Source organism: Turicibacter sp. TJ11 (genome assembly GCF_021497505.1).
Lineage (GTDB): Bacteria > Bacillota_I > Bacilli_A > MOL361 > Turicibacteraceae > Turicibacter.
In genome coordinates this window covers 1614687-1628202 of sequence record NZ_CP069349.1, presented here as the reverse complement: position 1 = coordinate 1628202, position 13516 = coordinate 1614687, and the positions used below count along the sequence as shown (strand labels likewise).

Here is a 13516-nt window from a genome sequence, read left to right as displayed (position 1 = left end):
TGTAGAGACTATTCCGTAAGGAAGTACATTTGAGGTGAAAGTCCTCATTTGGAAGTGCAAAGGGCCTAAACAATTTGGTTGTAGGTTAAGAGATAGTCCACCCTCATTAGAAATAGTGAGATCAGTGATTTAGGAGATAATTTCTGGAATAGAGGAAAAACAGCTGAAATTAAAAGCCGTGTTCTCCATTTATAATATAAATATATAGTTAGACGATGATTAATCTCTAATGTCCTACAAATTAAGGACATGTATAGTTATCTCAAAACTGGGAATAGTGTTACTGAGATTTGATTTATTTAATCATTAAATTTTTCATGAGTAACAGAGCCAACTAAAAACAGAGTCGATGGGGCTCTGTTTTTAGTTGGCTTATCATTAGGTATGTGCACAGTAGATGTGATAAACTAATAATAGTTAGAACAGGAAATGTGGTGATTTTGATGTATTATGCGCAAATTCGAAAATATGATACGGCTAATGGACCCGGTATTCGTTCAAGTTTATTTGTGTCTGGTTGTACACATGGATGTAAAGGATGTTTTAATGAAAAGTACAAACATTTTAAGTACGGTCATCTTTGGACATCAGAGATCGAAGATGATTTTATTAAACATCTCATGAATCCTAATGTATATGGTGTCACGATTCTTGGAGGAGAACCGATGGACCAAGTTCGAGATAATGATCTTCTTAATCTAGTGAAACGAATTAAAACAGAAACAAATCAAAACATTTGGATTTATTCAGGCTATACCTATGAAGAAATTATTGCCCATCCTAAAACACGTGCCATTTTAAGTTATTGCGATGTGTTAGTGGATGGACCTTTTGTTGAAAACTTAAAGAATTTAAAGTTAAGATTTAAAGGAAGTAGTAATCAACGAATCATTGATGTTCAAACATCCATGAAAAATGGGAGCGTCTCTTTATTAGAAATGGATTAAAATAAAGAGACCGATCCTGCAATGATATTAATTTAGTTAATAAAGGAGATCTTAAATGAGTGAATTTATCTATTTTGCGAAGGTAAATCCTAAAGCAATCATTCCATCTAAACGTGTAGAAGATGGAGCATTCGATATTTATGCTTGTTTTGAAGAGGATGCGATGAAAATTGAACCTCATCAAACTGTATTAGTTCCAACAGGAATTGCTTCTGCGTTTTCAAGTGATTATGTGGCAATTATTAAGGAGCGTGGATCAACAGGATCAAAAGGAATTGGACAACGATGTGGAGTCATTGATTCAGGATATCGTGGAGAATGGTTCATCGCATTAACGAATCATAATCAGGTACCATTAGTGATTGCTAAAGAATCTGTAAAAGATCAATTTCAAGGATGTATCGTCTATCCATACGAAAAAGGGATTTGTCAATGTATGATGGTAGAAGTTCCTAAATTAAAGATTGAAGAAATGAGTTATGAACAATTATTAAAAATTGAATCTGAACGTGGAACTGGAGCCCTTGGGTCATCAGGTAAGTAAAAGACAGCTGTTGTTGTCTTTTTTATTTTTACACTTTTTAGAAAATAAGATATAATTTTCACAGAAGGGAGAGTGACTCATGATTGGGATGTCTCAGAATTGGGGATTTTATTTATTAATCTTTGGAGTTTTGCCACTACTTTTTGCTTCACGGTCGTATATTTGGGGACGAGGTGGCTATGCTTTTTTAAACAGGACAAATGTGGAAGTCATGAAAGGCTTATCTATGATATGGATCATCATTCAAAGCTTAAGTCATCAATTAGCTAATCAAACATTAGTGAGCATCCATCTTTCAAAAAGCGAGGTTCTCGCAGCAAGTTTATTTTTATTTTGTTGTGGATTTGAAGTGATGATGGAGTATAGAGGTCGTCGACGCTATTTGAAAAAAGTGATCGTTCATCAAATCATTCGAATTTTTTTAATGTATTTATTGTGTCATGTTATTGGGACAGTCATTTATATTTATAAAGGGGGACACGATGATTTTTTTAGCATGATAAAAAATGCATTAGTCTTTCGTTTCTCAGATGGAAGTCGTACTTGGTTAATTGGAACGCTACTTTATTTTTATATGGTATTTTATATCAGTTTTCAAAGTAAGTATAAGATGAATCTATTAGCTTGGTTTAGCGTTGGTTATATCGGGATTAGTTTTATTTTAAAGTGGAATGCTAGTTTAGCTTTTTGCTTTTTAATAGGAGTATTTACTGCCCAGTATAAAAAATATCTCTTTAAATTCATTCGCCAGAAATTTGTTCCTCTATTTTTTATAGCACTTTTCACCTTTAGCAGTAGCTATCTTCTTTATTTAAAAGGAGCGTTGTTTGTGTTATCTGTACTTCCATATTTATTTTTATTGCTCATGTGTTGTGTACTCATGAAGTTACAGTGTCGCTCTCATTTTTTTAAGATGATGGGATCAAATGCAGTTGAATTTTATTTGATTCATCAATTATTATTGTTAGTCTTTTTTAGTGGTGTAAAGAGAGAAGAAGGAATTTTCTTGATTCTATTTTTGGTTCTTACCGTTATTGGGGCACTCTTTTTGAAAAATATTTCTCATCAAATACTTTTTATCCCTAAATCATCAGCTCATCTAAAATAGATAGTTTTTGTCGAAAATCGAATGTCACGCCATAACTTCTCTTATAATAGGAGAAGGAGGGTGATGTAATGAGTGATGGTTGGATCAAGAGGGCATTGCAGGGGTTGTTAATAGCATATCTTTTATTATGCTTCATGTTAATATTAGGATCTTTTGTCTTTTAAAAACGACTTCAACTCGAAGTCGTTTTTAAATTTTAACGAAGTTATATAAGTTTAGATGAAATTTATTTGAAATGATAAAAATGTGCTATTTCCATACAGTATTCAAAGCATTATGTTATTTTTCATCAAGAGTTCCTAGCAAAATTTATCAAAATATTTCCTAGGAAAATAAATGAGTCGAAAGAAGTGAGTATTATTTTTATGAGTGAAAAATCATTTTTGATTCATGGGTTTCATGCTAAGAGGAAGTAATCCCTTTTTTATGTGAAGAGATAGTCCCAATTGTTGAGTAGCTGCATAGGATATATCGGCAAATCAACGTTTAGGGGGATGTTAGATGAAGAATTGGATGACTTTAATGATAGGTGTGATCATGTTTTTTTATTTTGGAATAACGAGTTATGCTTTAGCTCCAAGTAGTGAGGAAATATATAGAGGAATTGATGTCAGCGAGTGGCAAGGAATGATTGATTTTGAAGCAGTAAAACAATCTGGAATAAACGTTGTATACATCAAGTCAAGTGAAGGACAGTGGCTAGATCCTAATTTTGAAATAAATTATAAAAAAGCAAAAGAAGCTGATTTGAAAATAGGGGTGTATCACTATTTGACGGCGACAACTGTTGAGGAAGCAAAAATAGAAGCTGCCTTTTTTGTTTCAGCGCTCGAAGGAAAGATGATTGATTGTCGATTAGCGATGGATTTTGAATCATTTGGAGATTTATCAATTGCAAGTATTAATCAAGTTGGATTAGTCTTTTTACAAACAGTACAATCACTGAGTCGTAAAGAGGTCGTGGTGTACAGTGACACGTCAAATGCAATGAATATCTGGAATCAATCAATCGCTAATTACCCTTTATGGATTGCTGAATATGGTGTATCTCAACCTCAAAATAATGGGAAGTGGTCATCTTGGGTTGGATTTCAGTATAGTGATGTAGGGATGATCGAAGGAATTAGTGGAAGCGAAGTGGATTTAGATTATTTTACAAAAGACATCTTTTTATCGGATCAAAAAACACCAGTTTCAAGCATCATCACTTCATCACGCACTTACACCGTTAGAAGTGGAGACACCTTATCGGAAATTGCACTGAGATTTGGAGTAAGTGTATCAGATTTAGTAAGACAAAATAACATTAGTAATCCGAATCTCATTTATCCGGGAGAAGTATTAGAGATTTTTAGAAATGAATTTAGTACAACTGACTTTTTATCACGCACTTACACCGTTAGAAGTGGAGACACCTTATCAGCAATTGCACTGAGATTTGGAGTAAGTGTATCAGATTTAGTAAGACAAAATGACATTAGTAATCCAAATCTGATTTATCCGGGAGAAGCATTAGAGATTTTTAGAAATGAATCTAGTACAACTGACTTTTCATCACGTACTTATATCGTTCGAAGCGGAGATACGTTATCAGCAATTGCACTGAGATTTGGAGTAAGTGTGTCGGATTTAGTGAGACAAAATGATATCAGCAATCCGAACCTCATTTATCCAGAAGAAGTTTTGAAGATTAATAAATAATTTATTAAAAATTAGTGATATCCCTCGTCCCAAGTTGTTTATTAAGGCTTTTTAAGATCTAATCACTAAGTCTTTCGTTAACATAGAAATTAGAAAATGTAATAAATTTAATCAAGATGATTGATGTTCATAAAACGACATGATATGATAATATCCCCAGAATATGTGGTAATATTTTTCTATTATGTATTAATTTGTAAACAGGAGGATGAAGGGTTGAAAAAAAGACTCTTAGGGATTAGGTTTGGTTTATTATGTATGGCTTGTTGTTTGATTGCTGGATTGGCTTTCATTTTGTTTTTTAATCAATCAGTTTGTCAGCAATTTTTAGATCTTATCGATAAAGAGCCTAATTATCAATTTACACTAAAAGAGCTAAATGAATATGAGATAGAGATTGAGCAAGAGTTAAATCATGCTGAATCAAGAACTTCATTAGCTAAGTTTTATTATGCACTTGGAAAAGTGGATGCATTACAAGAAGAATATGAACAGTCTAATGTTAATTTATTAAATGCTTTGACATTATCAGATCAACTTGATCTCAAATTAGAATCTAAGATTTATCAAGAATTAGCAATCAATTACACTAAGTTATCTGATGTGGAGCAAGGCTATCACTTTTTTGAAAAAGCAAGTCAAATTATGCATGAATTAAACGATGATGAGGCTAAAATTACGTTATATAGTGTTTTTGCCACAGTATTAGTTGCGAATACAGAGCACCTAAATCTCCCTATTCAATTAGTGAATGAAATTTCTAATTTGGTTGATGATGATTATAATCAGGTGAATGCCCAACTATTACTATCATTAATTTATAAAAAAAGTGGTTTATATGATTTGGCTTTAAATGAATTAATTAAAGCATTAGATAGATGTATGGGGCATGATTATACGACTTTACAGCGTGATATTTTAGGCAAGATGAGTGTTCTTTACTTCATTATCGGAGATTATCAAAAATCAAATGAAACATTAAATACATATTTTACGTTAATTAATCAGCAAGAAGCTATTGAATTTGTTGGCATTCAGCTTAAAAACATCTACTTACTTGATGGCTACGAAGCAGTGATGAAAGAGATCAAACGATTAGAAGAAGAGGCTAGTGATCTTTCTGAAGATGTCAAGAAGCAATACCACATGGTAAAAGATTTTATGTTGACTTATGTCTACTTACAAGAGCAACAGTATGACAAGAGTTTGACATACTTAAACGAACTGGAACAGTTAATAAAAGATGAACAAACTTATGAGTTAATGAATCTGTGGTTAACTAAATTTAGATTAGATATTGATTATCATACAGACGCTAATCAAATCGATTATCTTGAAGCTTATCAACGCTTATTTGAGGAAGTCTCTAATTTAACGGAAATTAGGGAAGGGAAATTTATACTATTAGAAGAGATTATAGATACACTCGCATCATTAGGTGATTATGAGACGATTTATCATTATATGAGTATGCGTCAAATTGTGTTATCCCACGAATTAGAAGGAATATCCTCTCTAACTGAAGATCCTGTAACACTTGAAACGGATGTAAACTTAGATAGAGCATGGAATCCCGTTTTAGTGGTAACCTTTATTCTTTATAGTTGTATTTTAATGGTTATTGGCGGGTTAATTTATGCTTTTTGTCGTCATGTTTATCGAATTCCCGATTTAAAACGGCTTATTCAAGAAAGTAAAGGAATTGATTCATTAACTAAAACGTTGACAAAGAAGGAGCTTTATCAACAGCTTGAGTTTGAACTGGGAGAATCTAAAGAATTTTGTTTTTTAGTTATTGATATTGATGATTTTACCTCTTATAATGAGTCTTTTGGCTATTTAGCAGGAGATGAAATTTTAAAGGAAATTGCGACTCTACTTAAAACATCTTTTCCAAGTGCCTATATTTCACGTCACTTAGGTCAACAGTTTATTGTGGTCATACCGTATGAAAGTGATGAGTGTTTACAAGAAGCAATCACCTCTGTGATGCGAGAGATGGAAACTAATGCAAGTCTAACAGAAAAAAGAGTTCTCACATTATGTATGGGAGTAAGTAAAGGGCCATTAATGAACGTAATGGATATTGATGAGCAAATCAAACTAGCAAGTAGAAAACTTAATATCTCAAAGGTTAGAGGAAAGGGAATTTGTACGATGTAAAAATCACGCTAAGGCGTGATTTTTATTTTGATCATAAAGCTAGTTGTTCATTTTGAACAATTAAAAAATTAATGGTCACTTGATGTACCCAAACATTGTCTATCACTAAGTTTTTAAGATTATGATAAACTATAGACATAGGTTATCATAATCAATTAGTATTGTTTATACAGATGTGTGAATGTCGTAAAAAGATGAATAGCGATAATTCGTGTCTAAAAAAATGAAAGATGAAATGATTGATGCTATTTGATGATAGGGGAAAGTAGGAGGTAAAGTCATGAAAAAATGGGCAGGTTTCATTAAAACATGGATGATGACATATAAGAGTTACTTAGTGATTGCAAGTTTAAGCGGTATTTTATTAACGGTAGTAGGGGTGGGCGTGTTTCATTATCGATTATCTAACATCTTTGACAAAGCGCTCACTTATTATGAAGTGAATGATCTCATGAGTTTTGAAACGATTCGCTATGAACTTTACGCGATGCAAGGAAAGAAATTTGATGAGTTTTTAATTCAAGAAGCAGAAAAAACTTTAAATCAATTTAAAGATAATGAAATCACTTATTATGAGGCCATAGGGACTACTAAGCGGATTGAATCCTTTGCTAATCGATCATCTAATATTGAAATTTATCAAGAGAAAATTGAAAAATTAAAAGAATCGAGAAAGGCATTTGAAAAAGCTGAGGCTTATGCGATAGAAAAAGATTGGGAATCGGCGTATCAATACTATCAACAAGTCATCGATTGGGATCCAAATTATGAAAAATCACAGCAATTAGCACAGTCAGCTAAACGTTGGTGGTTACAAGACATTTTAGTAGACGCTATTACGTCCTATGAAGAGGGAAATTATGAACAAGCATTGTTAAAAATTGATGAAGGATTAGCATTATCACCCGATCATGAAACATTTTTAAATTTAAAGGATGATGTGCATCAAGCGATGATAGACGGTGAAACTGAAAATAAATGGACTGAATTTAAAGATAAAATCACTTCTTCTATTCAATCAGGAATCGAAAGTTTACAAAATATCTTTAATAAGATTTTTAAAACCTCTTAACGATTAACTTTTATTAGCGTGTGGAGTACATGAAGGTTTAAACGAGAATGAATAGGGTGTTAAAAAGATAAATAAGGTACTAAGACGATGATTTTGATATAACATAAATCGTTGATTAATGATTTATTTGGTTAATTTTTATGTATTTTTATAACTTTTGGGTTAACAGATCGAGTTTTATCTGTTATATTATTAATAACAATAAGGGAGTAGTCAACACAAAAAGACCAGTGTGGTGAACATCAACAATCGCGGAGATATCTTTTTAAAAGATCATGAAAAGATAATCCTGGTGTCACCAGAGTTTGTCCTAATTAATGATCTTATTTATCTTGGCATAAATGAGAATATTAAATAGGGGCTCGACGAGACTTATGTTATAGCAACGCCTTTGGTTGGTATAATTTAAGTCTTTTTTTTGGATCTTACTGTGCATGATTACTCCTTTTTTTCATATGATTAAAAGAATGTGAGTCACAGGAGTGTCACTAGACGATAAAAAATGCCGCCTAAAGGATTAGATCATAACAAAAGGAGTGAAAGAATGGAATGGATTACTGAATTCATTACGCAGTATGGATTAATTGCGATGTTTTTATTAATTGCGCTTGAGTATGCCTGTTTACCATTACCAAGTGAAGTCGTTTTACCCCTTTCAGGAGCTCTTGCCGTTACGAGTGGGAAACCACTGATGCTAGTGATTGTTATTAGTGTGGTAGCAGGGTTACTAGGTTCAATGATTTGTTACAGCATTGGATATAGCGGAGGAAATCTTGTCTTAGATAAACTCATGCATCGTTATCCATCAACAAAAAAAGGAATTGAATCAACACGTCGCTTCTATCAACAATATGCCAGTCTTTCAGTTGGAATCGGTCGCGTTATTCCGCTATTTAGAACCTATATTTCATTTATTGCTGGAATTACGAAACAAACATTAAGTTCATTTTTATTGGCTTCCATGCTTGGAATTTTAGTGTGGAACACAGCATTAATTACACTTGGCTACTTGTTAGCGGATCGTTGGCAGTTAGTCATCGGATATTATGAACAAGGGAAATGGTTTATCTTAATAGGAGCTATTTTGATGATGGGGATTATCTTATTTTATAAATTAAGTCAAAAGAAAGTGGGGAAATAATAATGGCTCATTTTTATCAATCGTCTACTGATGATGTTTTAAATACTTTACAAACTTCTGAACAAGGACTCACAGAACAAGAGGTCCTCAGACGTCAAGAACAATACGGATTAAATGCTTTAATAGAAGAAAAGGAAGCCTCTGTTTTTAAAATCTTTATCGATCAATTCAAAGATTTATTAGTGATTATTTTAATTGCGGCTGCCTTCATTTCGATGTTAAGTGATAATATGGAAAGTGCTTGTGTCATTTTAGCTGTTATCATTTTAAATGCGATTTTAGGAACGGTTCAGACCGTCAAAGCCAGAAAGTCACTTCAAAGTTTAAAAGCTTTATCAACGCCACATACGAAAGTCATTCGTGAAGGAAAAAAACAAGAAATTTTATCAACAGAGTTGACGGTTGGGGATATCGTCTTAATTGAAGCGGGAGATGTCATTAGTGCAGATGCTCGCTTACTGCAAGCTTATAGCTTACAAGTGAACGAAAGTTCCCTAACAGGAGAAGCCGTTAGTGTCGATAAAAGTGTCGATGCCATTTTAAGTGATAACTGTGCATTAGGCGATCAGACGAATATGGTTTTTTCAAGTGGACTTGTGACATATGGTCGAGGTGTCGCCGTTGTGACGAGTGTTGGAATGGAAACTGAAATTGGGAAGATTGCGAAGTTAATGAATGAAACAGATGCTCGTAAAACTCCACTTCAACGAAACTTAGATGCCTTTAGTCGCCGTTTATCGATTGCTATCATCGGCATTTGTTTAATTGTTTTCGTTTTAAACCTCATTCAAGGTTCATCAACGATTGATGCGATGATGTTTGCGGTTGCGTTAGCTGTTGCAGCTATTCCTGAGGCTTTAGCTTCCATCGTGACAATTGTTTTAGCGATTGGAACGCAAAAAATGGCAAAAGAAAATGCTATCATTAAAAACATTAATAGTGTCGAGAGTTTAGGCTCTGTTTCAATCATTTGCTCAGACAAAACGGGAACGTTAACTCAAAATAAAATGGTCGCTCAAAGTCTTTACTTAAATGACCAGCTCGTGGATAAATGTCAATTAAATAAAGAGCAAGATCCAGATCGATTACTGATGCTTGCTTGTGCGTTATGTAACGATTCAACCACGACTCAAGCTCAACGAATTGGGGACCCAACGGAGCTTGCTTTAATTGATTTATTAGAAACTTATGGCTTAGATGAACTAGAACTGCGTCAAATGTATGAGCGACTAGCTGAACTACCATTTGATTCAGACCGAAAATTAATGAGTACGCTTCAACTCATTGATGATGAATTAATTATGTTAGTTAAAGGAGCACCAGATGAATTAGTTAATCGTTGTGAACATGTGTTTACGACACAAGGAATTCGTTCGATGTCAGCGGAGGATCATGAAAATTATCAAAAAATGAATGATGAGTTTGCTAATCAGGGATTGCGTGTTCTCGGATTTGCTTACAAAAAATTAAATAAACAACAGTTAGAGTTGAGTGATGAATCAGATTTAGTGTTATTAGGACTTGTTTCTTTAATGGACCCCCCACGCGTTGAAAGTGCACAGGCGGTATCAGATTGTAAACAGGCAGGGATTAAACCGATCATGATTACAGGTGATCATAAAGTCACAGCTAAAAGCATTGCAGCTCAAATTGGAATTTTTGAGGAAGGCGATTTAGCACTTGATGGAAATGAACTTGATGAATTATCAGATGAAGCACTAAAAGAAAAATTACCATATATCTCTGTTTACGCACGTGTCGCACCTGCTCATAAAATTCGTATTGTTAAGGCATGGCAAGACTTAGGTCACATTGTGGCGATGACCGGTGATGGTGTTAACGATGCTCCTGCGTTAAAAAGTTCGGATATTGGAATTGCAATGGGGATTACAGGAACGGAAGTTTCAAAAGATGCGGCCTCAATGATTTTAACAGATGATAACTTCTCAACGATTGTCAAAGCCGTTATGACAGGACGTAATGTTTATTCAAACATAAAAAATACCATTACGTATTTATTATCAGGAAACTTCTCAGGTATTTTATGCGTTTTATTTGCTTCAATCTTCATGCTACCGGTTCCGTTTTATTCGGTTCATTTATTATTCATTAACTTAGTAACGGATAGTTTACCAGCAATTGCAATTGGTATGGAAAAATCAACTCGAAACTTATTAAATGAAAAACCTCGTGATGCTCATGAATCAATTTTGGATCTTGAAACGTTAAAACGAATCGGATCAGAAGGGGTCTTAATCGCAATCGTTACGATGATTGCTTACTTTGTTGGACTTGAACAAAGTCACGGATTAGCAGCAACATTAGCCTTTGCGACATTATGTTTATCACGACTATTTCATGGATTTAACTGTCGTAGCCATCAATCGATTTTTGAAATTGGTTTATTCTCAAATCGTTATAGTATTGGGGCCTTTTTGATTGGATTTATTTTATTAAATGCCATTTTATTGCTTCCACAATTAAATCAGTTATTTATGGTAACTGATATAACGACCCATCAATTAGGATTCATTTATCTATTAGCCTTTATTCCAACCTTAATCATTCAAACTTATCGTGTCATCAAATCGAATAAAGAATAAAGGCTCACGCTCTAAAAATAGGAATGATAAAAGATGGACGCGCATATACTATGAGTAGCGTGATAGGCAGGCGTGAAAACCGTTCATCAACAAAAAAGAGGAAATCGTTTGATTTCCTCTTTTTTTATGTGGATAGAAAATAAACGAGAATTTTTTAATCATTTAGGATAGGAATCGCTAAATGATGTCATATTGTCGATATTTTGCTGAATATAATGTGATAAGGAGCTATTTGCAAAAAGGGGGAATATGAGATGACATCTGAGGAAAAAGAAGCGCGATTTGACACGCTATCACTTTATTTGAAAAAACGTAATCTGATGAAGGGGCGGGAGTTACTATTTGAAAATTTAAGCTTATATGCAGACGATAAAGATTTTTTAAATGACTGTTATCATTTAGGTTTAAAGGATTCGCTGATCTTTCAAAAACATAACGATGAAATTTTAGATTATAAACCAGATCACTGGGACGAAGAGAGATATCCTGATTTATTAGCTGATTTAAAACGGAATTTTTCGCGTAAGAGATATCACTTAGCCATGGAATTAGCCACTTATTTTCATAACAAAAAAATAAAGCAAGATGAACAGGACAATGAACTAGAGATTGAATTAAAACCAACCAAAAAGAAAAAACCAAAAAAACCTAAACGAGTCATCCCGCTTCAAGAAAAATATCTAATCACGGGTATTACCACCACAACGATGCTTTTAATTGGAATGATTATTCAGTTAATTGTTGAACATGAGTCGTAAAGTCAGTCAAATCACCATGCTAAATCGTTAAACGAGAATATATTATAGTGAGATACCGTTCGGCTAGTTTATGAAGCATTCAGGCTTTACACTATCTTAATTAAATCATTGATTCATAACAATAAATGCTATATGGATCACAATCCATGAAAAACTTGATCGTCCTTTCATAAAAGATCGACCATCTAACTAAAAGTTTTTTTATGATGTGAAACTGAGCGGTACTTATATAAAAAGGAGGATTATTAAATGAGTTATGTTTTTAAACAAAGCTTCGTCTCTACTAGTAAATATTCAATTAAATGTCCAAATTCGATGACACCAAAATACGTCGTTTGTCATAATACAGCAAATGATGCCTCAGCAGAAAATGAAATTAGTTACATGGTGAACAATAACAATCAAGTCTCTTATCATCTAGCGGTTGATGATATTCAAGCCATTCAAGGCGTTCCATTCGATCGAAATGCTTGGCATTCAGGAGATGGAGCAAACGGAGAAGGAAATCGTCACGGAATTGCGGTTGAAATTTGTTACTCGAAATCAGGTGGACCAAAATATACAGCGGCTGAAGAAAATGCTGTTTATGTCATGGCACGATTACTTCATCAATATGGGTTATCGATTAATGATTTAAAACAACATGCCGATTTTGCAGCAAGAAATTGTCCTCATCGTATTCGGGATGAAGGACGTTGGGAAAGTGTGAAAGCACGTGTGCAAACGGTCTTAACAGCCATTAAAAAAGGAGAATGTAGTGCTAGTTTATCAAGTGGAACAACGAGTGTTTCATCAAGTAGTTCAACTTCATCACCAACTGTAACAGAATCTAAATTTACGGTAAAAATCATCTGTGACACGTTAAATATTCGAAAGTCCGCTTCATTTAGTAGTGACGTTGTTGGTACGGTTAAAAAAGGAGAGGTCTTTACGATAGTTGAAACATCAAATGGACTCGGACGTTTAAAATCAGGAGCCGGTTGGATTTCAATGGGAACTGCTTACGTTGAAAAAACAACCACATCATCAAGTTCAGAAACGACTTCACCTGGGTATATTGTTGAAATTGTGAAGTGTTCCGTTTTAAATGTTCGTTCAGGTGCAGGAACCAATCATTCTATCGTCACAACCGTTAAAGCTGGAGAATTTTATACCATTGTCGCCGAAAGTAACGGATGGGGAAAACTAAAAAGCGGAGCCGGTTGGATTAGCTTAAGTTATGCTCAAAAAATCTAAAACTTAATGATTGATGAAATAATTAAAAAAGTAATGCTGAGTATTCACTTAGTGTTACTTTTTTGTTTTTTATTCGTCGTTTGATTGACAATTTTTTATAAAATATGACTTCTACTGATAAATAACAAACAAACGAATTGAATGTTTAATTTATATAAAAGTAGTAGATGGACTAGTTCTAAGAGAGTTTATCTTAAGCTGTTAAAGTTTTGATCTCAATACATTTGATCTGAACTTACAGAT

The 13516-nt window shown here is 33.6% G+C and carries 10 protein-coding genes; all 10 read left to right on the top strand.

The annotated features are described in order from the left end of the window. Positions 1-443: 443 nt before the first annotated feature. The 10 genes from nrdG (at position 444) to JRC48_RS07795 (ending at position 13273) form a co-directional block, all read left to right on the top strand. The gene (gene nrdG / locus JRC48_RS07840) at positions 444-947 is read left to right on the top strand and encodes an anaerobic ribonucleoside-triphosphate reductase activating protein (protein WP_235069010.1); all 504 of its coding nucleotides are present in this window, start codon (positions 444-446) and stop codon (positions 945-947) included. A 55-nt stretch (positions 948-1002) separates the two neighbouring features. Continuing rightward, a complete protein-coding gene (locus JRC48_RS07835; RefSeq protein WP_235069009.1) occupies positions 1003-1491 on the top strand; it encodes a dUTP diphosphatase in 489 nt (162 codons plus the stop codon). Between the two features lie 79 nt (positions 1492-1570). After that, positions 1571-2599 (top strand): acyltransferase family protein, encoded by a 1029-nt coding sequence (locus tag JRC48_RS07830; RefSeq protein ID WP_235069008.1) that lies wholly within the window; start codon positions 1571-1573, stop codon positions 2597-2599. Positions 2600-3100: 501 nt separating this feature from the next. Further along, entirely contained in the window at positions 3101-4300 is a 1200-nt protein-coding gene (locus JRC48_RS07825; RefSeq protein WP_235069007.1) for a LysM peptidoglycan-binding domain-containing protein, read from the top strand. A gap of 216 nt (positions 4301-4516) precedes the next feature. Beyond that, positions 4517-6463 carry a GGDEF domain-containing protein gene (locus JRC48_RS07820; protein WP_235069006.1) on the top strand — a complete coding sequence of 649 codons (1947 nt, stop codon included), beginning with the start codon at positions 4517-4519 and terminating at the stop codon, positions 6461-6463. A gap of 280 nt (positions 6464-6743) precedes the next feature. Beyond that, positions 6744-7535, top strand: coding sequence for a lipopolysaccharide assembly protein LapB (locus tag JRC48_RS07815; protein ID WP_235069005.1), 792 nt, complete (start codon positions 6744-6746; stop codon positions 7533-7535). A 544-nt stretch (positions 7536-8079) separates the two neighbouring features. Continuing rightward, on the top strand, positions 8080-8676 hold the full coding sequence (locus tag JRC48_RS07810) for a DedA family protein (RefSeq protein ID WP_235069004.1): 597 nt from the start codon (positions 8080-8082) through the stop codon (positions 8674-8676). A 2-nt stretch (positions 8677-8678) separates the two neighbouring features. After that, complete coding sequence (locus tag JRC48_RS07805) at positions 8679-11279, top strand: cation-translocating P-type ATPase (protein ID WP_235069003.1); 2601 nt, start codon at positions 8679-8681, stop codon at positions 11277-11279. Between the two features lie 254 nt (positions 11280-11533). Then, positions 11534-12037: a hypothetical protein gene (locus tag JRC48_RS07800; RefSeq protein WP_235069002.1), complete on the top strand. Its 504-nt coding sequence runs from the start codon at positions 11534-11536 to the stop codon at positions 12035-12037. Between the two features lie 249 nt (positions 12038-12286). Continuing rightward, on the top strand, positions 12287-13273 hold the full coding sequence (locus JRC48_RS07795; protein WP_235069001.1) for an N-acetylmuramoyl-L-alanine amidase: 987 nt from the start codon (positions 12287-12289) through the stop codon (positions 13271-13273). Positions 13274-13516 lie beyond the last annotated feature (243 nt).